This window comes from Mesorhizobium sp. C089B, assembly GCF_030323125.1.
GTDB lineage: Bacteria > Pseudomonadota > Alphaproteobacteria > Rhizobiales > Rhizobiaceae > Mesorhizobium.
Map to the genome: position 1 here is coordinate 2238725 of NZ_CP100469.1, position 24187 is coordinate 2262911.

General features: G+C 62.3%; 26 protein-coding genes and 1 riboswitch. Of the genes, 4 read left to right on the forward strand and 22 right to left on the reverse strand.

The genetic code is table 11. From position 1 onward, the window contains the following. Positions 1-95: 95 nt before the first annotated feature. The 22 genes from NLY44_RS11345 to NLY44_RS11450 all read right to left on the reverse strand — a co-directional run bounded on the left by NLY44_RS11345 (position 96) and on the right by NLY44_RS11450 (position 20123). Complete coding sequence (locus NLY44_RS11345; RefSeq protein WP_023670805.1) at positions 96-1769, reverse strand: ribonuclease J; 1674 nt, start codon at positions 1767-1769, stop codon at positions 96-98. 32 nt (positions 1770-1801) lie between these two features. Beyond that, entirely contained in the window at positions 1802-2623 is an 822-nt protein-coding gene (locus tag NLY44_RS11350; RefSeq protein WP_023670806.1) for a biotin--[acetyl-CoA-carboxylase] ligase, read from the reverse strand. Positions 2624-2627: 4 nt separating this feature from the next. Continuing rightward, complete coding sequence (nuoN, locus tag NLY44_RS11355; protein WP_023690960.1) at positions 2628-4064, reverse strand: NADH-quinone oxidoreductase subunit NuoN; 1437 nt, start codon at positions 4062-4064, stop codon at positions 2628-2630. Positions 4065-4082: 18 nt separating this feature from the next. After that, the gene (locus NLY44_RS11360) at positions 4083-5588 is read right to left on the reverse strand and encodes an NADH-quinone oxidoreductase subunit M (RefSeq protein WP_023690959.1); all 1506 of its coding nucleotides are present in this window, start codon (positions 5586-5588) and stop codon (positions 4083-4085) included. Continuing rightward, positions 5588-7561, reverse strand: coding sequence for an NADH-quinone oxidoreductase subunit L (gene nuoL, locus NLY44_RS11365; RefSeq protein ID WP_023805492.1), 1974 nt, complete (start codon positions 7559-7561; stop codon positions 5588-5590). Before nuoL ends, NLY44_RS11360 begins: the two co-directional genes overlap by 1 nt. Before the next feature lie 10 nt (positions 7562-7571). After that, positions 7572-7880 (reverse strand): NADH-quinone oxidoreductase subunit NuoK, encoded by a 309-nt coding sequence (gene nuoK / locus NLY44_RS11370; RefSeq protein WP_023670810.1) that lies wholly within the window; start codon positions 7878-7880, stop codon positions 7572-7574. A 1-nt stretch (position 7881) separates the two neighbouring features. Beyond that, complete coding sequence (locus tag NLY44_RS11375; RefSeq protein WP_023690957.1) at positions 7882-8502, reverse strand: NADH-quinone oxidoreductase subunit J; 621 nt, start codon at positions 8500-8502, stop codon at positions 7882-7884. 123 nt (positions 8503-8625) lie between these two features. Beyond that, positions 8626-9117, reverse strand: coding sequence for an NADH-quinone oxidoreductase subunit NuoI (gene nuoI / locus NLY44_RS11380; protein WP_023805493.1), 492 nt, complete (start codon positions 9115-9117; stop codon positions 8626-8628). Next, complete coding sequence (locus NLY44_RS11385; RefSeq protein ID WP_023805494.1) at positions 9114-9371, reverse strand: hypothetical protein; 258 nt, start codon at positions 9369-9371, stop codon at positions 9114-9116. Before NLY44_RS11385 ends, nuoI begins: the two co-directional genes overlap by 4 nt. Next, the gene (gene nuoH, locus NLY44_RS11390) at positions 9371-10414 is read right to left on the reverse strand and encodes an NADH-quinone oxidoreductase subunit NuoH (protein ID WP_023670815.1); all 1044 of its coding nucleotides are present in this window, start codon (positions 10412-10414) and stop codon (positions 9371-9373) included. Before nuoH ends, NLY44_RS11385 begins: the two co-directional genes overlap by 1 nt. Before the next feature lie 2 nt (positions 10415-10416). Further along, positions 10417-12498, reverse strand: coding sequence for an NADH-quinone oxidoreductase subunit NuoG (nuoG, locus tag NLY44_RS11395; protein WP_023805495.1), 2082 nt, complete (start codon positions 12496-12498; stop codon positions 10417-10419). Continuing rightward, positions 12498-12779 (reverse strand): pentapeptide repeat-containing protein, encoded by a 282-nt coding sequence (locus NLY44_RS11400; protein ID WP_023690954.1) that lies wholly within the window; start codon positions 12777-12779, stop codon positions 12498-12500. The genes nuoG and NLY44_RS11400 overlap by 1 nt, the downstream gene beginning before the upstream one ends. A gap of 11 nt (positions 12780-12790) precedes the next feature. Next, complete coding sequence (locus NLY44_RS11405) at positions 12791-13483, reverse strand: helix-hairpin-helix domain-containing protein (RefSeq protein WP_023690305.1); 693 nt, start codon at positions 13481-13483, stop codon at positions 12791-12793. A 72-nt stretch (positions 13484-13555) separates the two neighbouring features. Beyond that, positions 13556-14860, reverse strand: coding sequence for an NADH-quinone oxidoreductase subunit NuoF (gene nuoF, locus NLY44_RS11410; protein WP_023670819.1), 1305 nt, complete (start codon positions 14858-14860; stop codon positions 13556-13558). 3 nt (positions 14861-14863) lie between these two features. Then, positions 14864-15070 carry a hypothetical protein gene (locus NLY44_RS11415; RefSeq protein ID WP_156941010.1) on the reverse strand — a complete coding sequence of 69 codons (207 nt, stop codon included), beginning with the start codon at positions 15068-15070 and terminating at the stop codon, positions 14864-14866. Then, positions 15067-16398, reverse strand: coding sequence for an NADH-quinone oxidoreductase subunit E (locus NLY44_RS11420; RefSeq protein WP_023670821.1), 1332 nt, complete (start codon positions 16396-16398; stop codon positions 15067-15069). The genes NLY44_RS11415 and NLY44_RS11420 overlap by 4 nt, the downstream gene beginning before the upstream one ends. After that, positions 16399-16911: a DUF7674 family protein gene (locus tag NLY44_RS11425; RefSeq protein ID WP_023700376.1), complete on the reverse strand. Its 513-nt coding sequence runs from the start codon at positions 16909-16911 to the stop codon at positions 16399-16401. After that, positions 16911-18101, reverse strand: a complete 1191-nt coding sequence (locus NLY44_RS11430) for an NADH-quinone oxidoreductase subunit D (RefSeq protein WP_023685196.1) — start codon at positions 18099-18101, stop codon at positions 16911-16913. Before NLY44_RS11430 ends, NLY44_RS11425 begins: the two co-directional genes overlap by 1 nt. 66 nt (positions 18102-18167) lie before the next feature. Further along, positions 18168-18545, reverse strand: a complete 378-nt coding sequence (locus tag NLY44_RS11435) for a four helix bundle protein (protein ID WP_031193090.1) — start codon at positions 18543-18545, stop codon at positions 18168-18170. Between the two features lie 33 nt (positions 18546-18578). Continuing rightward, positions 18579-19181, reverse strand: a complete 603-nt coding sequence (locus NLY44_RS11440) for an NADH-quinone oxidoreductase subunit C (RefSeq protein ID WP_023685194.1) — start codon at positions 19179-19181, stop codon at positions 18579-18581. 4 nt (positions 19182-19185) lie between these two features. Further along, complete coding sequence (locus NLY44_RS11445; RefSeq protein ID WP_023670824.1) at positions 19186-19767, reverse strand: NuoB/complex I 20 kDa subunit family protein; 582 nt, start codon at positions 19765-19767, stop codon at positions 19186-19188. Next, positions 19758-20123: an NADH-quinone oxidoreductase subunit A gene (locus NLY44_RS11450; protein WP_023670825.1), complete on the reverse strand. Its 366-nt coding sequence runs from the start codon at positions 20121-20123 to the stop codon at positions 19758-19760. Before NLY44_RS11450 ends, NLY44_RS11445 begins: the two co-directional genes overlap by 10 nt. 327 nt (positions 20124-20450) lie before the next feature. Here NLY44_RS11450 and NLY44_RS11455 point away from each other — a divergent pair, with 327 nt between their 5' ends. The 4 genes from NLY44_RS11455 (at position 20451) to cobW (ending at position 24179) form a co-directional block, all read left to right on the forward strand. Continuing rightward, positions 20451-21674: a winged helix-turn-helix domain-containing protein gene (locus NLY44_RS11455; protein WP_286438805.1), complete on the forward strand. Its 1224-nt coding sequence runs from the start codon at positions 20451-20453 to the stop codon at positions 21672-21674. Between the two features lie 29 nt (positions 21675-21703). Then, positions 21704-22396, forward strand: coding sequence for a DUF6348 family protein (locus NLY44_RS11460; RefSeq protein WP_023690307.1), 693 nt, complete (start codon positions 21704-21706; stop codon positions 22394-22396). A 57-nt stretch (positions 22397-22453) separates the two neighbouring features. Further along, positions 22454-22660, forward strand: a riboswitch (cobalamin riboswitch). A gap of 38 nt (positions 22661-22698) precedes the next feature. Further along, positions 22699-23124: a DUF1636 family protein gene (locus NLY44_RS11465; RefSeq protein ID WP_023690949.1), complete on the forward strand. Its 426-nt coding sequence runs from the start codon at positions 22699-22701 to the stop codon at positions 23122-23124. A 2-nt stretch (positions 23125-23126) separates the two neighbouring features. Beyond that, positions 23127-24179: a cobalamin biosynthesis protein CobW gene (gene cobW, locus NLY44_RS11470; RefSeq protein WP_023698338.1), complete on the forward strand. Its 1053-nt coding sequence runs from the start codon at positions 23127-23129 to the stop codon at positions 24177-24179. Positions 24180-24187 lie beyond the last annotated feature (8 nt).

Genomic DNA, 24187 nt, shown 5'->3' on the forward strand with positions numbered 1-24187 from the left:
GAATGGTGAATACCAATCTCGATCAGCGCAGCACGTCGACCCTTCACTATTCACTATTCACTATTCACTATTCACTATTCACTATTCACCATCCACTACCTCGTCACAAACACCGTCACCAGCGGCTTCTTGCCCCAGGCCTCGTTGGCGGCGCCGCGCACGGCGCGGCGCACCGCTTCCTGCACCAGATCGAGGTCCTTGCGGCGCTGGCGAGGGATCGAGTCGACCGCGCCGACGGCCGCGTCGAGCATCAGATCTTCCATGTTTTCGCCACGGGCATCGGCCTCGGCGACGCCGATGGCGACCAGATCGGGATCGCCGGCGAGCTCATATTTGTCGTCGAGCACGACATTGACCGCGACATGGCCGGCGAAGGATAGCTTGCGCCGGTCGCGTATGCCCATCGCCTGGTCGGTGCCGATCAGCCTGCCGTCCTTGTAGATGCGGCCGAACGGCACCTGGTCGATGATCGTGGCCGGACCCGGCGCCAGCCGCAGCATGTCGCCGTCGCGCACCTGCGCCACCTGGCCGATGCCGGAGGTCGACATCAGCGACCCCTGCGCCACCAGATGCGCGGCTTCGCCATGCACGGGAACGCCGATCTGCGGCCGCACCCACTCATACATCCTGCGCAATTCGCTGCGGCGGGGATGGCCGGAGACATGCACAAGCGCGTCGCCATCCTCGATGATCTTGATGCCGAGGTCGATGAGGCGGTTCTTGATCTCGAGGATCGCCTTCTCGTTGCCGGGAATGGTGCGTGAGGAAAACACCACCGTGTCGCCGGCCGTCAGCGACACCGATTTCATCTCGTCGCGCGACAGTTTTGCCAGCGCTGCCAGCGCCTCGCCCTGGCTGCCGGTGCAGATGATGACCAGGTTCTCGCGCGGGATGAAGCCGAAATCCTCTTCGGCGATGAACTCCGGCAGCCCGTCCATGTAGCCGAGCTCGCCGGCGACATCGATGACCCGCCTCAGCGAGCGGCCGAGCACCAGGCACTGGCGGCCGGCATCGCGCGCCGCCTTGGCGATCGAAACGATGCGTCCGACATTGGAGGAGAAGGTGGTGACGGCGACACGGCCGACGGCGCTCTGGATGACGCCCCTGAGGCCTTCGCCCACCGCCACTTCCGACGGCGATTCGCCTTCGCGCAGCGCATTGGTCGAATCGCAGACCAGCGCCAGCACACCCTTGTCGCCATAGGCGCGAAACCGCGCCTCGTCGGTTTTCGGACCGATCGTCGGTTCCGGATCGATCTTCCAGTCGCCGGTATGGATGACGGTGCCGGCCGGGGACGTAATCGCCAATGACATCGGCTCGGGGATCGAGTGCGCCACCGGAATGGCCTCGATCGAGAACGGGCCGACGGTGAATGTTTCGCCTGCCCGGTAGATCGTCACCGGAATTTTCTTCGGCGCGCCCTGCTCGCCCTGGCGCTTGGCGTCCAGCAGGCCGGCGCTGAACGGTGTCATCCACACCGGCGCCTTCAGCTTCGGCCAGATGTCGAGCAGCGCCCCGTAATGGTCTTCGTGCGCGTGGGTGATGATGATGCCGCGCAGGCCGGCGAGGTTCTCCTCGATGAAGCGCGTATCGGGCAGGATCAGGTCGACGCCCGGATGCGCCGCGTCGGGAAAGGTCACGCCGACATCGACGACGATCCACTCGCGCGCGCTAGGCGGCCCATAGCCGTAAAGGGCGAAGTTCATGCCGATCTCGCCGACGCCGCCGAGCGGCACGAAGACGAGTTCGGCGTTTTGCGCTTTCGCCATCAATTTTCCCTTCCCGGCCCTTGCGGCCAGCCCTAAATCTTTGCCGACGCGACGGCGCCGAAATGCACGTCGCCGGCGGCTACCGTCACGACCGACCCCTCATCATCGCGGATCACGAAACGGCAGTCCGCGTCAATGGTCTCGAAGGTACCGCGCACCACATTCCCGTCAATCCTGACAGCAACCTCGCCGCCAAGCCCCGCCGCGCGCGCCAGCCAGCGACGCCGGATGGCGTCGAGCCCGCGTCCGTCATCCCACAGCCGGGCATTGTCGGTCCAGGCATCGGACAGCGCCAAAAACAGCGTTTCGGCGTCGCATGTCGCGCCCAGCGCCTGAAGCGATGTCGCCGGATACGGCAAATCCGGCGGATGCGCCACCACATTGACGCCGATGCCCACCGCCACCGCGAAACGGCCGCCATCGAGAATGGCCGATTCCAGCAGGATGCCGGCCAATTTGGCGCCGGAGGCAAGCACATCGTTCGGCCATTTCAGCTCGAAGCGGTTCTGCCCTTGGCTGGCGCCGTCGAGGCCGATGGCGATCCTGCCCTTCGGCACCACGGCGTCAAGCGCATCGGCCAGCGACAGGCCGGCGACGAAGCCCAGCGTCGCCGCCAGACGCAACTCACCGCCGGTGATGACCAGCAATGTCGCCGCCAGATTGCCCTCGGGCGATACCCAGGCCCTGCCGCGGCGGCCACGGCCGCTTTCCTGCTTCTTGGAAACGACCCACAATTTGCCGGGATCGCCTGCCCTTGCATGGTCCAGCGCCAGCGTGTTGGTGGAACCCACGCTGTCATGCGCCTCGAGCCGGAACCCTTCCGTCTCAGAGGTTGGAGCCAGCCGAAATGCCATCCGGTCAGAAAAATGTCTTGGCGGCGGCTTCGGCGTAGGTCGCGATCGGACCGCCGATCAGCACATAGAACAGCACGAAAGCGCCGGAGACACCAAGCACGAGGCGCAGCTCAACCGCCATCGGCACGAAGCCACCGGCCGGTTCGTCGAACCACATGATCTTGATGATACGCAGATAGTAGAAAGCGCCCACGACGGAGGCCAGCACGCCGATGATCGCCAGCGCATAGAGGTTGGCGTTGATGGCGGCGAGGAACACGTACCATTTCCCCCAGAAGCCGGCGAGCGGCGGGATGCCGGCCAGCGAGAACATCAAGATGGTCAGGATCGTCGCCATGATCGGATTGGTCGACGACAGACCGGCGAGATCGCTGATCTGCTCGACATTGCCTTCCTTGCGCCGCATGGCGAGGATGAAGGCGAAGGTGCCGAGCGTCATGACGAGATAGATCAGCATGTAGATGGCGACGCCGCGCACGCCGGCCTGGCTGTTGGCGGCAAGGCCGACCAGTGCGTAGCCCATATGGCCGATCGAGGAGTAGGCCATCAGCCGCTTGATGTTGGTCTGGCCGATTGCGGCAAAGGAGCCGAGCGCCATCGAGGCGATCGAGATGAAGACGATGATCTGCTGCCAGTCGGAAGCGATCGGCTTGAAGGCGCCCATGGTGACGCGCACGATCAGCGCCATTGCCGCCATTTTGGGGGCAGCCGCCAGGAAGGCGGTGACCGGCGTCGGCGCGCCCTCGTAGACATCAGGCGTCCACATGTGGAACGGCACCGCCGAAATCTTGAAGGCAAGGCCGGCCAAAACGAAGACCAGGCCGACGACGAGACCCAACTGGCGCTCGCCCCTGCCGAGCGCCGAGGCGATTTCCTGGAAGCCGACATTGCCGGTGTAGCCGTAAATGAGGCTGATGCCGTAAAGCAGCATGCCCGACGACAGCGCGCCAAGCACAAAATACTTCAAACCGGCCTCGGTCGAACGCAGATTGTCGCGATTGATCGCCGCCAGCACGTAAATCGCCAGCGACTGCAGCTCGAGGCCGAGATAGAGCCCGATCATGCCGTTGGCCGAGATCATCAGCATCATGCCGAGCGTGCAGAGCAGGATCAGCACCGGGTATTCGAACTTGTCGAAATGCTCCTGCCTGGCGAAGCGCATCGACATCACCAGCGTCACCGCCGAACCGATCAGCGACAGCACCTTCATGAAGCGGGAGAACGGATCCTGGATGAAGGCGTTGCCGTAGGCTGCGCCCTGCCCCGTGGGAAAGATCAGCCATAGGCCTGCGATCACCAGCACGGCGACGGCAAGGCCGGTCACCAGAATGGCCTTGTTGGCGCGCGAATAGGCGCCGACCATCAACAGCGCCAGCGCGCCGATGGCGAGGATCAGCTCCGGCGTCGAGAGCGAAAGGCTGGAATAAAGGTCCGGCGTCATGGTTCGCAAAACCTCTGGTCAGTTCGCCGCCGCGGTCTGCGCGGCGCCGATGGATGCGGTGACATTGGTGACGAGCGCCTTGACCGACTGGGCCGTGGCATCGAAGACGGGAGCGGGATAGACGCCGAAGAAGATGACCAGCACGACCAGCGGGTAGATGATCGCCTTCTCGCGCGTCGACAGATCGAGCAGGCCCTTCAGGCTTTCCTTGGTCAGCGCGCCGAAGATCACCCGGCGGTAGAGCCAGAGTGCGTAGGCGGCCGACAGGATGACGCCGGTGGCGGCGAAGAAAGCCACCCAGGTGTTGACCCGGAACACGCCGAGCATGGTCAGGAACTCGCCGACGAAGCCTGACGTGCCGGGCAAGCCGACATTGGCCATGGTGAAGATCAGGAACACGGTTGCGTATTTCGGCATGTTGTTGACCAAGCCGCCATAAGCGTCGATCTCGCGCGTGTGCATGCGGTCGTAAATGACGCCGACGCACAGGAACAGCGCGCCCGAGACGAGGCCGTGGCTCAGCATCTGGAAGATCGCGCCCTGCACGCCTTCCTGGTTCATGGCGAAGATGCCCATGGTGACGAAGCCCATATGGGCGACGGAGGAATAGGCGATCAGCTTCTTCATGTCCTCCTGCATCAGCGCCACCAGCGAGGTGTAGATGATGGCGACGACCGACAGCGTAAACACCAGCGGCGCGAACATTTCCGAGGCCAGCGGGAACATCGGCAGGGAAAAGCGCAGGAAGCCGTACCCGCCCATTTTCAACAGGATGCCGGCCAGGATCACCGAGCCCGCCGTCGGCGCTTCGACGTGGGCGTCGGGCAGCCAGGTGTGCACCGGCCACATCGGCATCTTCACCGCGAAGGAGGCGAAGAAGGCCAGAAATAGCCATGTCTGCATGTGGGCCGGGAAGTTGTGGGTCAGCAGCGTCGGGATGTCGGTGGTGCCCGCCTGGAAGAACATCGCCATGATGGCGAGCAGCATCAGCACCGAGCCGGCCAGCGTGTAGAGGAAGAACTTGAACGAGGCATAGACGCGGCGCTTGCCGCCCCAGACGCCGATGATGATGAACATCGGGATCAGGCCGGCCTCGAAGAAGACGTAGAACAGCACGATGTCGAGCGCGCAGAACACGCCGATCATCAGCGTTTCCAAGAGCAGGAAGGCGATCATGTAGGCCTTGACCCGCTTGTCGATCGCTTCCCACGACGCCAGGATGCAGAGCGGCATCAGGAACGTCGTCAGGATGACGAACAGCATCGAAATGCCGTCGACGCCCATATGGTAGGAGATGCCGGAATCCAGCCAGGCAAACTTCTCGACGAACTGGAAGCCGGCTTGCGAATTGTCGAAGCCGGTCCAGATGAACAGCGAGATGATGAAGGTGGCCGCTGTCGTCGTGAACGCGATGGCGCGGATGTTGCGACGCGCATTCGGGCTGTCATCCCTGATGAACAGGATCATCAGCACACCTACGAGCGGCAGGAAGGTGACCAGCGAGAGGATTGGCCAGGCGGTCATCAGAGCATCATCCAGGTGACGAGTGCGGCCACGCCGATCAGCATGGCGAAGGCATAGTGATAGAGATAGCCGGTCTGCAGCTTGACGACGCGGTCGGTGACATCGACGACACGCGCCGAAATGCCGTCAGGGCCGAGCCCGTCGATGATGGTGCCGTCGCCGGTCTTCCACAAGAACCTGCCCAGCGCCTTTGCCGGCCGCACGAACAGGACGTCGTAGAGCTCGTCGAAGTACCATTTGTTGAGCAGGAAGGCATAGAGCAGCCGATGGTTGGCGGCGACGCTCCGGGGCAGTTCCGGCGAGCGGATGTAGAACTTCCAGGCGACGGCAAAGCCGATGATCATGGCGACGAACGGTGCCAGCTCGACCCACAGCGGCAATTCGTGGATATCGTGCAGGATGTGGTTGTCCGGCAGCGTGAACAGCGAGGCCTTCCAGAATTCGGTATAGCCTTCGCCGATGAAGGCACCATGGAAGATAACGCCGGCAAACAGCGCGCCCGCGGCCAGGATGAACAGCGGCACCAGCATCACCGGCGGCGATTCATGGACATGGTGCATGACGTCGTGGCTCGCCCGCGGCTCGCCGTGGAAGGTCATGAAGATCAGCCGCCAGGAGTAGAAGGACGTGAAGCAGGCGGCGATGACCAGCAGGACAAAAGCGAGGCCGGCGACCGAATTGTGGCCGGCAAAGGCAGCCTCGATGATGGCATCCTTGGAGAAGAAGCCGGCGGTGCCGATGACGGTCACCGGAATGCCGACGCCGGTCAGCGCCAGCGTGCCGATCACCATCATCCAGTAGGTCTTCGGAATGAGCTTCCGCAGGCCACCCATCTTGCGCATGTCCTGCTCGTCGGAGACGGCATGGATGACCGAGCCGGAGCCCAGGAACAGCAGCGCCTTGAAGAAGGCATGCGTGAACAAATGGAAGATCGCCGCGCCATAGGCGCCGACGCCGAGCGCCACGAACATGTAGCCGAGCTGCGAGCAGGTCGAATAGGCGATGACGCGCTTGATGTCGTTCTGGACCAGGCCGACGGTCGCCGCGAAGAAGGCGGTGAAGGCGCCGATGAAGGTCACCACCGTGAGCGCCGAATGCGACAGTTCGAAGAGCGGCGACAGCCGCGCCAGCATGAACACGCCGGCCGTCACCATGGTGGCGGCATGGATCAGCGCGGAAACCGGCGTCGGGCCTTCCATCGCGTCCGGCAGCCAGGTGTGCAGCGGCACCTGCGCCGACTTGCCCATGGCGCCCATGAACAGCAGCAGGCAGACGATGGTCATGGCCGCCTGCTTGTCCAGCGCATAGCCGAGGAAGGTCAGCACGGCGGCCCCTTGCGGCGCGCCTTCAGCCGGAATGAACGTCGCGGCATTGGCGAAGATGGTGCCGAGATTGACCGAGCCGAACAAAACGAAGACGCCGAAAATGCCGAGCGCGAAGCCGAAATCGCCGACGCGGTTGACGACGAAGGCCTTGATGGCAGCGGCATTGGCCGACGGCTTCTTGTACCAGAAGCCGATCAGCAAATAGGACGCGAGACCCACCCCTTCCCAGCCGAAGAACATCTGCACCAGGTTGTCCGCCGTCACCAGCATCAGCATGGCGAAGGTGAACAGCGACAGATAGGCGAAGAAGCGCGGCCGGTTCGGATCGTGGTGCATGTAGCCGATCGAATAGATGTGGACCAGCGCCGACACCGTGTTGACCACCACCAGCATGACCACCGTCAGCGTATCGATCCTGAGCGCCCAGGACGCGTCCAAGCCGCCGGATTGGATCCAGCGCAGTACCGGCACGGTGAACACCTCGCCTTCGCCGAAGCCGACGGAGAAGAAGGCGACCCAGGACAGCACGGCCGAGATCACCAGGAAGCCCGAGGTGATATATTCCGATGCCTTGGCGCCGAGCGCATTGCCGAACAGGCCGACAATCAGGAAGCCGAGCAGCGGAAGGAAGACGATCGCTTGATACATGTTAGCCCCGTCAACCCTTCATCTGGTTCACGTCTTCGACCGCGATCGAGCCGCGGTTGCGGAAGAAGACGACGAGAATGGCAAGACCGATGGCCGCTTCGGCGGCCGCGACCGTCAGCACGAACAGGGCAAACACCTGGCCGACGAGATCGCCCAATGCCGCCGAGAAGGCGACGAAATTGATGTTGACCGCCAAAAGGATCAGCTCGATCGACATCAGGATGACGATGATGTTCCTGCGGTTCAGGAAGATGCCGAACACGCCGAGCGTGAACAGGATCGCCGATACGGTCAGGTAATGTGCGATGCCGACGACCATCTCAGAGCCCCTCGCCCGACTTGACCTTGCGGATTTCCATGCCTGTCGCCGGCGTGCGGCCGACCTGGGCGGCGATCGACTGCCGCTTGACCCCTTCCTTGTGGCGCAGCGTCAGGACGATGGCGCCGATCATGGCGACCAGCAGGATGAGGCCCGAAATCTGGAAGTAGTAGAGGTAGTCCGTATAGAGGATGTCGCCGAGTGCTGCGGTGTTTGTCCGCGCGGCAAGATCCGGGATGGGTTTGGAGACCGTCGAGGCCAGTTGCGGCGCGAAGGTGTAGCCGCCGAGCACCACGATCAGCTCGGCCGCCAGGATCAGCCCGACCAGCGCGCCGATCGGCGCATATTGCAGGGCGCCTTCCTTCATCTCGGCGAAGTCGACATCGAGCATCATGACGACGAACAGGAACAGCACCATGACCGCGCCGACATAGACGACGAGCAGGATCATCGCCAGGAACTCGGCGCCGGTCAGCATGAACAGGCCGGCGGCGTTAAAGAAGGTCAGGATCAGGAACAGCACGGAATGCACGGGGTTGCGCGACGAAATGACCATGAAGGCCGACGCCACCGCGACAAAGGCGAAGAGGTAGAAAAAGGCCGCCTCTAGTCCACTCAGCATTGGGGATCCCCCGGGTTCCTGTCCAAACAGGACATCCGTCCTGTTTGATTTCTGCGACCGCCTCCGGCCGGCAAGTTGCGTTGTCCTTAGACGAGGCCCCTCGCCCCGTCCATGCGTCAAATGTCAGCGGTAGGGCGAGTCCAGCGAGATGTTGCGCGCCAGTTCGCGCTCCCAGCGGTCGCCATTCGCCAGCAGCCTGTCCTTGTCGTAGTAAAGCTCTTCGCGCGTCTCCGTCGCGAACTCGAAATTCGGCCCCTCGACGATGGCGTCGACCGGGCAGGCTTCCTGGCAGAAGCCGCAATAGATGCACTTCACCATGTCGATGTCGTAGCGCACGGTGCGGCGCGTGCCGTCATTGCGGCGCGGGCCGGCCTCGATGGTGATCGCCTGCGCCGGACAGATCGCTTCGCACAATTTGCAGGCGATGCAGCGTTCCTCGCCATTGGGATAGCGGCGCAGCGCGTGCTCGCCACGGAAGCGCGGGCTGGTCGGCCCTTTCTCGTGCGGATAGTTGATCGTTTCCTTCGGCGCGAAGAACTGGCGCATCGACAGGAAGAAGGCGCTGACGAAATCCTGCAGCAGCAGCGATTTTGCGGCTTGAGCAAGCGCACTCATTCGGCACCCCCAAAAATCTGTATTGCAGCGATGGCGCCGACAAACCCAAACAAAACACGCATCAGGAAACGGTAAGCAAGTGTCGTCAGAGCAGCCAATTTCTGCTTGTCCCAGCTAAACACCGGGGCTCGATAGTTTGCTGCCAACCTTTGTTCCTGTTGCCGCAAGACGTAAGGAAGCACGACCAGATTGCCGAACAACGCCACGACTACGCCGGCAACTGCTCCCACAAAACCAAGGGTGAAATCGCCCATCACGCCATCCCCGTGATCTTGAGGAAGGCCGCGGTGGCAACGACCATGAACAGCGAGATCGGCAAAAATACTTTCCAGCCGAGGCGCATCAGCTGGTCGTAGCGGTAGCGCGGCACGAAGGCCTTCACCATGGAGAACATGAAGAACATCAGGCAGATCTTGAGCACGAACCAGATCACGCCGGGCACCCAGGTGAAGGGGGCGAAGTCGAAGGGCGGCAGCCAGCCGCCGAGGAACAGGATGGTGGCCAGCGCGCACATCATCACCACGGCGACATATTCGCCGAGGAAGAACAACAGGAACGGCGTCGAGGAGTATTCGACCATGTGGCCGGCGACGAGTTCCGACTCGGCTTCCACCAGGTCGAAGGGCGGGCGGTTGGTCTCGGCCAGCGCCGAGATGAAGAAAATGACGAACATCGGGAACAGCGCCAGCCAGTGCCAGTCGAGGAAGCTGTTGGGCAGGCCAAGCTTGGTGCCCAGACCGTCCTGCTGCGACAGCACGATGTCCGACAGGTTGAGCGAGCCGACGCAGAGCAGCACGGTGACGATGACGAAGCCGATCGAGACTTCGTAGGAGACCATCTGCGCCGCCGAGCGCAGCGCGCCGAGGAACGGGTATTTCGAGTTGGACGCCCAGCCGCCCATGATCACGCCATAGACCTCGAGCGAGGAGATGGCGAAGACGTAGAGGATGCCGACATTGACGTTGGCGATCCCCCAGCCCGCATTGACGGGAATGACCGCCCAGGCTGAGATTGCCAGCACGGCCGACACCAGCGGCGCCAGCAGGAACACGCCCTTGTTGGCGCCGGACGGAATGACCGGTTCCTTGAAGACGAATTTCAGCAGATCGGCGAAAGCCTGCAGCGTGCCCCACGGGCCGACGACGTTCGGGCCGCGGCGCAATTGCACCGCCGCCCAGATCTTGCGGTCGGCGTAAAGCAGATAGGCGACCCCGATCAGCAAAACGACGATCAGCACGACCGACTTTAAAAGGATGATCAGCGTCGGCAGCACGTAGAAGGAGAAGAAGGTGTCCATGTCTACTCTGCCGCCTGCCTGAAGCCGTTTTTCGCCAGCGCCGAGCATTCCGCCATGACGGCGGAGGCCCGCGCAATCGGGTTGGTCAGATAGAAATCCGTGACCGGCGAGGTGAAAGTGCCCTTGTTCAGCCGCCCGCCGAGCTTCGCCACCTTGGCGACGTCATCGGCATTGCCGGCTTCGACATGATCGATGCGGGCGAGATGCGGGTATTCGCCATAGAGTTTGGCGCGCAACTGCTGCAGCGAATCGAAGGGTAGTTTCTTGCCCAGCACATCGGACAATGCCCTCAGGATCGCCCAGTCTTCGCGCGCGTCGCCCGGCGCGAAGCCCGCGCGGTTGGTCTGCTGCACGCGTCCCTCGGTGTTGACATAGGTGCCGGACTTTTCGGTGTAGGCGGCTCCCGGCAGGATGACATTGGCGCGGTGCGCACCGGCGTCGCCATGCGTGCCGACATAGACGACGAAGGCGCCGCCGGTCTTGGACATGTCGACCTCGTCGGCGCCGAGCAGGAACAGAACCTCGCTCTCCCCCAGCATGCCGGCAACGTTCTTGCCGCCCTTGCCAGGCACGAAGCCGACATCGAGACCGCCGACGCGCGCGGCCGCAGTGTGCAGCACGGCAAAGCCGTTCCAGTCGGCGCGGGCAGCGTTGACGGCGGTGGCGAGTTTCGCCGCCTGGCCGAGCACCGCCGCGCCGTCGGCACGCGACAGCGCGCCCTGGCCGACGATGATCAGCGGATGCGTCGCCTTCTTCAGCACCTGGAAGAACTTCCCATTGCCGTCGGCCAGGTCTTTCAGCGACTCCGGGCCGGCGCCGAGCTGTTCGTAGTCGTAACGCGTGTCGCCGACCTCGCCGATGACGCCGACCGGCAGATTGCCGATCCGCCAGCGCTTGCGGATGCGGGCATTGAGCACCGAGGCCTCGAAGCGCGGATTGGCGCCGATGATCAGCACCGCGTCGGCCTGCTCGATGCCCTCGATGGTGGGGTTGAAGATGTAGCTGGCGCGGCCGAGCGCGGGATCGAGTGCGGCGCCGTCCTGGCGGCAATCGGTGTTCTTCGAGCCCAACGCAGCCATAAGCTGCTTCAGCGCGTAGATTTCCTCGACGGCGGCAAGATCGCCCGCAATCGCGCCGATTTTCTCGGGCGCAGCATTCGACACCGCATCCCTGATCGCAACGAACGCTTCGGCCCAGCTGGCCGGCGCCAACTTTCCGTCCTTGCGGACATAGGGGCGGTCGAGGCGCTGCGTGCGCAATCCGTCCCATATGAAGCGGGTCTTGTCGGAAATCCACTCCTCGTTCACCGCTTCATTGACGCGCGGCAGGATGCGCATCACCTCGCGGCCACGGCTGTCGACGCGGATTGCCGAGCCGACGGCGTCCATGACGTCGATGGATTCTGTCTTGGTCAGCTCCCACGGCCGTGCCTGGAAGGCGAAAGGCTTGGAGGTCAGCGCGCCGACCGGGCAGAGGTCGATGACATTGCCCTGCAGCTCCGAGGTCATGGCGCTTTCGAGATAGGTGGTGATCTCGGCATCCTCGCCGCGGCCGATCAGGCCAAGCTCGGAAATGCCCGCAACTTCCGTGGTGAAGCGAACGCAGCGCGTGCAGTGGATGCAGCGGTTCATAACCGTCTTGACCAATGGGCCGATATACTTGTCTTCGACCGCGCGCTTGTTCTCGTGATAGCGCGAGGAATCGACGCCGAAGGCCATCGCCTGGTCCTGCAGGTCGCATTCGCCGCCCTGGTCGCAGATCGGGCAATCCAGCGGATGGTTGATCAAAAGGAATTCCATCACGCCTTCGCGGGCCTTCTTGACCATCGGCGTGTTGGTGAAGATTTCAGGCGCCTCGCCATTCGGACCCGGACGCAGGTCGCGCACATTCATGGCGCAGGAGGCCTGCGGTTTGGGCGGCCCGCCCTTCACCTCGATCAGGCACATGCGGCAATTGCCGGCGATCGACAGCCGCTCATGGAAGCAGAAGCGCGGCACTTCCGCGCCGGCGTCCTCGGCCGCCTGCAGCAGCGTGTAGTGGTCGGGTACAGTGATCTCTTTCCCGTCGACCTTGAGCTTTGCCATCAATTGCCCCCGGCGGTCTGCGCCGTCTCATATGCCTGAAACAGATCGCTCAGCCTGATGCCATTGATCATCATGCCGGCGACTTCAGCGTTTTCTATCTTCAAATTGCTCATATTCACATTGCTGAAAAACGCGTCCGAGAGGTTCGCGTCGTCCACAACGGCCGCCGACAGGTCGACGTTGTGAAACTGCGTGTTCGACAAGTTCACATCGTCAAATCTGGAGTTGCTGACGATGGCATTGCGCACATCGAGAACATCGCTCCTGTCGTGGATCTCCATGCCTGCCACCCCTACTTCTTCGCCTTGGCGGCCAGCGTCAGCGCCGCGGCCTGGCGGGTCCACTCGTCGCGGCCGATTCGGCCGGTGAGCGACAGGTAGTCCTCGACCCAGGCGATCTCTTCCGGCGTCCACGCCGCGATCTGGGCAAAGGTCCAGATGCCGAGGCCGTTCAGCACTTTTTCCAGCTTCGGTCCAACGCCGGTGATCGCCTTGAGATCCGACGGCTTGGCCGGACGAGCCACGGCCTTGGGCTGTCTGAAATCCTCCGGCATCAATCCGATCGTCGCGCCTTCGGCGACGGCATCGGTCTTCTCCGGCTCGGCATCGACGGTGCGAGCGGCAATATCGGTCACATCCTGGGCAAAACTCTGCGCCTCGGCGATCAGGGTTCTGGTCGCCGCGCGCGCCTTGGTGGCCGGCGCGGTCTCGGAGAACTCTTGGGTGCGCTGCTCGAAATCGTCGATGATCGGCTGGAAAATCCGCTGCGATGCCTCGGCAGCACCCGACAAGGCGCCTAGCCACACGCCAAAGGCATGGTTGGCAAGGCCGAAGCCCAGCGCCGACATGGCGGCGGCACCCGCGACAGGATGCGCGAGAAGGTTGACGGCGCTGGCCATCTCCTTCGGCATCATCCTTGTCAAATCCTGGTTCATCTTCTCAAGCTGGTCCAAATTGGGCATCAAAGGGTTCGAATAGGGCGCCATAGACATCTCCTGGTCGTTTCTTCGTCAGCCCCGCCCCTATATTTCCGTCCGGGGCTTGCGCCCGATTTCAATCTACTCAGCAGCCACCATCACCGGTTCGGCCCGGTGCGCGTTGCGCGAAAACTCGTCGATGCGCCGCTCCACCTCGCCGCGGAAATGCCGCATCAGGCCCTGGATCGGCCATGCCGCGGCATCGCCCAGCGCGCAGATCGTATGACCCTCCACCTGTTTGGTGACGTCGAGCAGCATGTCGATCTCGCGCTTCTGCGCCTCGCCGCGCACCAGCCGCTCCATCACCCGCCACATCCAGCCGGTGCCTTCGCGGCATGGCGTGCACTGGCCGCAGCTCTCATGCTTGTAGAAATAGGAAAGCCTGGCGATCGCCTTCACGATATCGGTCGATTTGTCCATGACGATGACAGCCGCCGTGCCAAGGCCGGATTTCAGGTCGCGCAAAGCATCGAAATCCATCGGCGCATCGATGATCTGCTCGGCCGGCACCAGCGGCACCGAAGCGCCGCCCGGAATGACCGCCAGGAGATTGTCCCAGCCGCCGCGAATGCCGCCGCAATGGGTTTCGATCAGCTCGCGGAACGGGATCGACATCGCCTCTTCGACGGTGCACGGATTGTTGACGTGACCCGAGATGCAAAACAGCTTGGTGCCGACATTGTTGGGCCGGCCAAAGGACGAGAACCAGGCGGCGCCACGGCGCAAAATGGTCGGCGCGACCGCGATTGACTCGACATTGTTCACGGTAGTCGGACAACCGTACAAGCCGACATTGGCTGGGAATGGCGGCTTCAGCCGGGGCTGGCCCTTCTTGCCTTCGAGGCTTTCGAGAAGTGCTGTTTCCTCGCCACATATATAGGCGCCGGCGCCGTGATGCATGTAGATGTCGAAATCGTATCCGGACGTGTTGTTCTTGCCGATCAGCCTGGCCTCGTAGGCCTCGTCGATGGCGCGCTGCAGCGCCTCGCGCTCACGGATGAACTCGCCGCGCACATAGATGTAGGCGGCGACCGCGCCCATGGCGAAGCCGGCGATGAACGAGCCCTCGACCAGGGTGTGCGGATCGTTGCGCAGGATATCGCGGTCCTTGCACGTGCCGGGCTCGGACTCGTCGGCGTTGACAACGAGATAACTCGGCCTTCCATCGCTCTGCTTGGGCATGAACGACCATTTCAGCCCGGTCGGGAAGCCGGCGCCGCCACGGCCGCGCAGGCCGGACGCCTTCATCTCATTGACGATCCACTCTCGCCCCTTGGCGATGATGCCGGGCGTGTTGTCCCAGGCGCCGCGCGCCATCGCGCCGGCCAGTGACTTGTCGAAGAGCCCGTAGATGTTGTTGAAGATGCGGTCTTTGTCAGCCAGCATGACTTACCTCTTTCCCCGCAAGACGATCGAGACCCACACCAGCACGCCTATGCCGGTCGCGGCCATCGATTCCAGGGTATCCGAAAACGGCAATTCGACGAGGCGCCGAAGCCCCTCCAGAAGGATGTTGGCAGCAGCGATGCAGACAACGCCGATGACAATGCTGCGCAGCGACAGCAAAGATCCGGTGCTTTGCGCTTCAGCCATCAACGTGGCTCCTTGCCGAAGACGCGGATGTATTCGGCGACGCCGCCCTTGGCGAGCGCCTTGGCCTGCTTGCCCCAGTCGTCGCGCTCGATGCGGCCCTGGAAAGCGAGATATCCATCCACCCAGTCGCGCTCGGCCTTATTCCAGGATGCGACCTGTGTGAAGGTGAAGATGCCAAGCGAATGAAGGATGCCCTCGATCTTCGGGCCAATGCCCGAGATCAGCTTGAGATCGTCGACCGCAGCCGGCCTGTCGATTCCGGCCGGACGGTTCTTGTCCTCGAGCGACGGCTTTGCGGGTCTGGCTGTCGGCGCCTTGACGGTCGGGGCCACCGGGGCGTTGGCCGCTGGCGCCTTGAATTCCGGAGCGATGAAGGCAGCTGCCGGCGTGGAGGTGGTCTTCGGGCCATTACGCTGCTTGGCGACCTTCTCGACTTCAGGCGCCGCGGTGTTGGCGTTGGCGGCCGAATGCAGGGGCGCCGGGACGCTCGCCGCTTTTTCCGCCGCCGGTGCAACCTTGGCCCTGGAGGGCGACTTCAACGCCGAGCTGGTTTCCGGCGCATCGGTTTTCGGTTTGCCGGCGTTGGATGGCGCGACCGGGGCGGCCGCTGCAGGAGCGGCAGGAGCCGGAACAGGCGCCGCAATGATTGCGTCGGGCGCCGCGTGGGCAGCCTTGCTCGCCGCCCTGGCTTCCTTGTCGCGCGTTGCTTTGAGGATCGCCTTTTCGCTCTTCAGCGTCGTCAGGCCAGGCGCCGGCTCCGAGCCGGTTCTGCCGTTTTGCGGTCCCGTGGGAACCGAGGCGCCCTTGCCCGCATCGTAAAGATCGATGATTTCGGCCAGCCGCTCGGGGGTGAGATCCTCGAACGTATCCTTGAAGACCATCACCATCGGCGCGTTGACGCAGGCGCCGAGGCATTCGACTTCCTCCCACGACAGTGTGCCCTTGTCGTTGGTGTGGAATTGGTCGTGATGGATTTTCGAGCGGCACACATCCATCAGCGCTTCCGAGCCGCGCAGCATGCAGGGCGTGGTGCCGCAGACCTGGATATGTGCGCGCGTGCCGACCGGATTGAGCTGGTACTGCGTGTAGAAGGTCGCGACTTCGAGGCCGCGAATGCGCGGCATGCCGAGCATGTCCGAAATCGTCTCGATCGCCGCCTTGGTGACCCAGCCTTCCTGCTCCTGCGCAATCATCAGCAAGGGAATGATCGCCGACTGCTCGCGGCCCTTCGGATATTTCTTGATCCATTGCTTCGCAACCGCCGCATTCGCCCGGTTGAAGGCGAAGGAGGCTGGCTGGACGCTTGCTTCTGCGAGACGGCGGACTGACATTTAGCGATCGGGCCCCTGCTCTGCTACGAGAGCTATTGCGGTTTCACATTCTTTCTGATGAGAAAACGGAATGCGTTCGGCAGATCGAGCAACACTCGCAAATCGCTCTGCGGGCAACATGTATTGCCACAGCCCCAGAACAGTTTGCCTTACTTGAGGCGAGATCCATGCCATGACCGCATCAGCGTCGATGTCATCGTCGAACAAGTGCTCGTAAAAAGCGACACCAGCCGCATTCCAAATCTGTTTGTTCGGGTGAACGGCAGCCCATTGGGCGAACCCGTGCATTCTACCCAGCTTGTCGACGTCATTGTCGCGGTGGGCAAGGCGCGTCTTGGGTAGCAGGGTAAAAAAGAAGTCATAGATCGAACAGTGCTGAGTCGAGTTGTAAGAAGCCTCTGCGAACTCGACCGGCAGCATGGCTTTTGCCAATTCGCGCCACCGCGGTAGGGCAGCGTCGGCATTCCCTCGAACACCGACCTGAGAGCGCACTGTAGGATTGGCTGCCGCCATCACCGATCAACCTCCCCGAAGACGATATCGAGGGAACCCAGGACGGCAGTGACGTCGGCCAGCATGTGGCCGCGGCAGAGGAAATCCATGGCTTGCAGATGCGCGAAGCCGGGCGCGCGCAGCTTGCAGCGATAGGGCTTGTTGGTGCCGTCGGAGACGAGATAGACACCGAACTCGCCCTTCGGCGCCTCGACGGCAGCATAGACCTCGCCGGCCGGCACGCGATAGCCCTCGGTGTAGAGCTTGAAATGATGGATCAGCGCTTCCATCGAGCGCTTCATCGCCTGGCGCTTCGGCGGCACCACCTTGCCGTCGAGGTTCGACACCGGCCCGGTGCTCTCCTTGCCGAGCAGAAGGTCGACGCACTGGCGCATGATTTTCGCCGACTGGCGCATCTCTTCCATGCGCACGAGATAACGGTCGTAGCAGTCGCCGTTCTTGCCGATCGGGATGTCGAAATCCATCTCGGAATAGCATTCATAAGGCTGCGACTTGCGCAAATCCCAGGCCGCACCCGAGCCGCGCACCATGACGCCGGAAAAGCCCCAGGCCCAGGCGTCGGCAAGCGACACGATACCGATATCGACATTGCGTTGCTTGAAGATGCGGTTGCCGGTAAGCAGCCTGTCGAGGTCGTCAAGCGACTTCAGGAACGGGTCGATCCACTTGCCGATGTCCTCGACCAGCTTCGCCGGCAGATCCTGGTGCACGCCGCCGGGACGGAAATAGGCCGCATGCATGCGCGAACCGGAAGCGCGCTCATAAAACACCATCAGCTTTTCGCGTTCGACGAAACCCCACAGCGGCGGCGTCAGCGCGCCGATATCCAGCGCCTGCGTCGTCACATTGAGGATGTGCGACATGATGCGGCTGAGCTCGGAATAGAGCACGCGGATCAACTGGCCGCGCTTCGGCACTTCGATGCCGAGCAACCGCTCGGTGGCGAGCGCGAAGGCATGCTCCTGGTTCATCGGTGCGCAATAGTCGAGCCGGTCGAGATAGGGCACTGCCTGCAGATAGGTTTTGTGCTCGATCAGCTTTTCGGTGCCGCGATGCAGCAAGCCGATATGCGGATCGACGCGGTCGACCACCTCGCCGTCAAGCTCCAGCACAAGACGCAAAACACCGTGCGCCGCAGGGTGCTGCGGTCCGAAGTTGATGTTAAAGTTGCGGACGGAGGTTTCAGCCATTCTGGCGCCTCTGGCGAAGAGTCAGTAGTGAGTAGTGAGTAGTGATCATCAATCTCAATGCCTGCTTCATTCCGCCTGCTTGGCCTGCACCGTTCGGATAAGAGATCTCATCATTTTTCCAATCTCTTCGCATCGCAGCAGCAGCTCAATCTCATTGTCTTTTCGCAGCAGGCCAACCCGACATGCCAGCAGTATGTGTGTCTCCAGTTCCTTCAACGAGCCTTGCGCCATGCGCAAAAATTGAACGAACGACCCTCTGTTCTCCCGACCGTATCCCTCCGCGACGTTCGCTGCGACCGAAACCGCCGATCGGCGCATCTGAGAGGTCATGCCGTAAATCTCATCCCTCGGAAACTCTTTGGTGAAACGGTAGCAATCCTCAGCAAGCGTCATCGCCGATTGCCACACCTTCAAGTCGCGATAAGATTCGATCCGTTGCTCCAAATCTTTTGCTACTGACTACTCACTACTTCCTACTCACTGTTTCGCCTTCTCATCGCCCGGCAGGACGTAGTCCGTCCCTTCCCATGGCGAGAGAAAATCGAAGTTCCTGAATTCCTGCTTCAATTCCACCGGCTCGTAGATCACGCGCTTGGCTTCGTCGTCGTAGCGCACCTCGACGAAACCGGTCAGCGGGAAGTCCTTGCGCAGGGGATGGCCCTCGAAACCGTAGTCCGTGAGGATGCGGCGCAGGTCCGGATGGCCGGAGAACAGCACGCCATAGAGATCGTAGGCCTCGCGCTCATACCAGTCGGCGCCGGGATAGACAGCGGTGAGCGACGGCACCAGCGTCTCTTCGTCGGCCTGCACCTTGATGCGGATGCGCAAATTCTGCTTCGGCGAAAGCAAATGATAGACGACATCGAAACGCTTGACGCGCGACGGGTAGTCGGCGCCGCAGATATCGATGATCGAAATGAACTGGCAGCCCGAATTGTCACGCAGGAAGCTTGTCACCTCGATCAGATTGTCTGTAGCAACCGAGATCGTCAGTTCGCCATAGGCAAGCACCGCATCGGTGACGCGGCCCGGCAGCTTTTCGCCGAGATAGGTCGACAGTTCGCTCAGGGATGCGGCCATGGGTCTACCGTTCGATCGTGCCGGTGCGGCGGATCTTCTTCTGCAGGAGAAGAATGCCGTAGAGCAGCGCTTCGGCGCTCGGCGGGCAGCCGGGCACATAGATGTCGACCGGCACGATGCGGTCGCAGCCGCGCACCACCGAATAGGAATAGTGATAATAGCCGCCGCCATTGGCGCAGGAGCCCATCGAGATGACGTAGCGCGGCTCCGGCATCTGGTCGTAGACCTTGCGCAAAGCGGGGGCCATCTTGTTGGTCAGCGTTCCCGCCACGATCATTATGTCCGACTGGCGCGGCGACGCGCGAGGAGCCACGCCAAACCGCTCCGAATCATAGCGCGGCATCGAGGTGTGGATCATCTCGACGGCACAGCAGGCGAGACCGAAGGTCATGAACATCAGCGAGCCGCTGCGTGCCCAGGTGATCAGCGCCTCGGTCGAGGTGACCAGAAAACCCTTGTCGGCCAGTTCATTGTTGATCTCGAGGAAGAACGGATCGTCGGAACCGACCGGACGTCCGGTATTGGGGTCGATCAGGCCTTTGGGCTTCGGCGCGACGAGCGTTCCGGAACTGTCGTTCAATCCCATTCCAGCGCTCCTTTTTTCCACTCATAGGCAAAGCCGATGGTCAGCACCGCCAAAAACACCATCATCGACCAGAAACCGAGCATGCCGATCTTCGAGAACGACACCGCCCACGGAAACAGGAAGGCCACTTCCAGATCGAAGATGATGAACAGGATCGACACCAGGTAGAAGCGGATGTCGAATTTCATCCGGGCATCGTCGAACGAGTTGAACCCGCACTCGTAGGCGGAAAGCTTCTCCGGATCGGGATTGCGATAAGCCACCAGGAACGGCGCGATGATAAGCGCCAGGCCTACAACTGCGGCCACGGCGATGAAGAGGACGATGGGCAGGTATGAACTGAGGAGTACGTTCATGCTCGGCTTTCCGTTGGCGGCCAATCCACTTTGATTACAGCAACCAACCCTAATGCGGAAGCGCGACAGTTTAACCGCTGAACCGTTTTAGGTGCCTTTGCTGCAACGCGGCGAGGGTTAGCGCACGGCTTTCAGCGAAGCAAGTCAAACCTTGTTCAAAAGACAGTGCTGGACGGCAGGCCGGGAAAAACTGGTCCGATCTCCTCCTGTTTGATTTCCTTCATCTTTCACTCCACTTTTGTCTCCTGACACATCTCCCGCCATTTGCCTGCTAGCATGACCGGAATCGCCGGCTAAAGTCGGGAAAATGGTTCGAGGCAAGACACTTTGACGAAGGACAAAATCTCACTCCCCGCGGCCAGGCGCATCGCGCTCGCCGCGCAAGGATTTCTCGATCCCCGCCCGGTCGGCACGCCCGATCGCCGCCACCTCGCCCGCGTGCTGTCGCGCACCGGCTTGCTGCAGATCGATTCCGTCAGCGCGGTGGTGCGCGCCCACTATATGCCGCTCTATTCGCGGCTTGGCCCCTACCCGCTGGCTTTGCTCGACAATGCGGCCATCACCCGCAAACGCACGGTGTTCGAATACTGGGCGCATGAGGCCTCGTTCCTGCCGGTCGAGACCTACCCGCTGATGCGCTGGCGCATGCAGCGGGCCGAGCAAGGCGACGAAATGTATCTCGGCCTCGCCAAATGGGGCCGCGAGCACGCCGCCTATATCGAAGAGATCTACCGCGCGGTCGCCGAGCGCGGCCCGATTGCCGCTTCGGCACTGGAAGGCCAGAAAGGTTCGGGCGGCTGGTGGGGCTGGAGCCACGCCAAGCACGCCTTCGAATGGCTCTTCTGGGCCGGACGCATCACCACGGCGCACCGCCGTGGCTTCGAACGCTTCTATGACCTGCCCGAGCGCGTGCTGCCGCAGGCGATCCTCGATCTGCCGGTGCCGGCCGCCGAGGACGCGCACCGCGAATTGCTGCGCATTTCTGCCCGCGCCCACGGCATCGCGACGTCGGGTGACCTGCGCGATTATTTCCGCTTGTCGCCGGCCGACATGAAGGGCCGGTTGGAGGAACTGGTCGAGATGGGCGAGTTGCTGCCGGTAAACGTCGAAGGTTGGGACAAGCCGGCTTACCTCTATAGGGACGCCCGCCTGCCGCGAAAGATCGAGGCCCGCGCCTTGCTGGCCCCCTTCGATCCGGTGGTCTTCGAGCGCGCGCGCACCGAGCGTCTCTTCGATTTCCGCTACCGCATCGAGATCTACACCCCGGCCGACAAGCGGCAATATGGCTATTACGTGCTGCCTTTCTTGCTCGGCGACAAGATCGTCGCCCGCGTCGACCTCAAGGCCGACCGGCCTGCGAGTGTCTTACGCGTCCACGCCGCCTATGCCGAAGCAGGCGCACCGCCTGAGACCACCGCACAGCTTTTCGAGGAACTAAAGGAGATGCAGGGCTGGCTTGGCCTTGAGCGCATCGAAGTGACGCCGGCCGGCAATCTGGGGCCGGCATTGGCTAGCGAGAGAGATGGCCAACCCTTGCAGCGTCTGTCATAGACGCCTCAATAAGCCTCGTAGGTTGTGCAATGGCATCGGACAAAGTGCTCGACATGATCCATGGCGCCCTCATTGCGCATGGAATAGATGCAGTCCGCAGAGATAGGGACGTCATGCTCCAATCGAAGCAGCTTCGGTTTGAGGCTGAGGTGTTCGAGACGAGTTCTGACCGGCTGGTCCTGGAAATCTACATTTTTTCTCCGCTGCTTGATGTTCAGCCGGTCATTGAATCCTTTGCTGGCTTCGGCGACACGCGCGAACAGGAACTGAACCAGGCGTTTGAAAAGTTTCTCCGTGGTGTTTTCCATGTGGCCATTGAGGGACTGGCCGATCACGTCTGCGAGAACATGCAGGCCGAAATAGAGCTTTGGCAGCGAAGCAGCGCCAGTTGGAAGATCTGGCGAAAAGATGCCCGCTGGAAAATCTATAGCGGCCCGGTCATTTCCCAGGCCACAACCGAGCTATGCTCGCTGACACCAGGCTATCCAGCATTCTATGCCAAGCTGGAAAAGCTGTTCACAGCTTCGGTACCCCCCGGAAGCCATTTTGTCCGGACCTTTCTGGCAGGCTTGAAGGGCACGCTGATTAGTGCCGAAGTCCTTCTGGACAACGCGGTTTGGCATGAGGGACAGAATCTGGCTGTCGGTCATGACTGGGACTATAGCGATGGCTATCAAGCTATCCGACAGGTCATCCTGGCACTGCCGGAAGCCGGGACATGACAGCCCTGCCGACATCGCCATGTCGTAGCCGTGCGTTGACACCGCTGCCTGCAAAAGCCTAAATCCGCTCCAGACGGTCCCCTGCCCGCAACGGCAAGGGCCAAGAGGGAATGCGGTGCGGGACGAAAAAATCCCAAATCCGCGGCTGTCCCCGCAACTGTAAGCGAAGAGCCAAGGCCGAAAGCCACTGGGTAACACCGGGAAGGCGGCTAACCAAGGCAATGACTCGCGAGCCAGGAGACCTGCCGTCTGAGACAAAGTATCCGATCGCCTGGCGGGTTTCCGGGCAAGGAGCACGGTTTTTGGACCAGAACAGCAGTTTTTCGGCTGGCACAACGGACATTGCGTCCGGCGACAACGACGCCCTGACCGGCGTGACCGTCATCGTCTGCGCCTCCTGCCGCGATGAGACCGGTTCCGACGCCCATCCGCGCGCCGGCGAATTGCTGGCTGAGGACACACGCCGCGCCGCTGCCGGCGATATCCGGGTCCGCACCGCCGAATGTCTCGGCAATTGCAAGCGCCGCCTCAGCGCCGCGATCCTGCGCGATGGCTGCTGGAGCTATGTCTTCGGCGATCTGACCGCAACCAGCGGCGCCGACCTCGTTACCGGCGCAAAGCTCTTCGCGACTTCGGCCGACGGCCTCATCCCGTGGCGCGGCCGGCCCGATAGCCTCAAGCGCGGCCTCGTTGCCCGCATCCCACCCCTCGACATGCTGAAGGACTGACGATGAACGCTTCAAACCCGGCCGCCAACCTCTCCCGTGTTCCCTGCACTGTCGTTACAGGCTTCCTCGGCGCCGGCAAGACGACGCTGGTCCGCCATCTCCTGGAAAATGCCGGCGGCAAGCGCATCGCCATCATCGTCAACGAGTTCGGCGACATCGGCATCGACGGGGAAATCCTGAAAGGCTGCGGCATCGACACCTGCCCCGAGGAAAACATCGTCGAACTGGCCAATGGCTGCATCTGCTGTACAGTCGCCGACGATTTCGTGCCCGCCCTCGACAAGATCCTCGCGCTGACACCGAAGGTTGACCACATCCTGATCGAGACCTCGGGCCTGGCTCTGCCCAAGCCGCTGGTCCAGGCGTTCCAGTGGCCGAGCGTGAAGAGCCGGGTAACCGTCGACGGTGTCATCGCCGTGGTAGACGGCCCGGCGCTGGCCGAAGGCCGCGTCGCCAACGACATGGACGCTTTGCAGGCACAGCGCGCTCAGGACGAGACGCTCGACCATGACGATCCTGTCGAAGAAGTGTTCGAGGACCAGATCGCCTGCGCCGATTTGATCATCCTGTCGAAGAGCGATCTGATGGACGCCCCCGGTTCGGCCCGCGCCAACGCCATCATCAATGAACATTCCGCCCGCGCGGTAAAAATCGTGCCGACTGCGCATGGCAAGGTCGACCCGTCGGTGCTGCTTGGCCTCGGTCTCGCCGTCGAAGACGACATCGAGAACCGCAAGTCGCATCACGACGGCGCTTTCGATCATGAGCATGACGATTTCGACACCTTCATCGTCGACATCCCCTCGATCGCCAATCCCGACGACCTGGCCAAGCGCGTCGCCACCGCCGCCGAACAGGAAAACGTGTTGCGTGTAAAAGGCTTCGTCGATGTCGGCGGCAAGCCGATGCGGCTTTTGCTGCAGGCCGTCGGCCCGCGCGTCAATCATTACTATGACCGCGCCTGGGCGGCTGAGGACGACCGCCGCTCGCGTCTTGTCGTCATTGGCCTGAAAGGACTGAACCGCCCGGCGATCGAGCGTATACTCGCCGGCTGATCCAAACC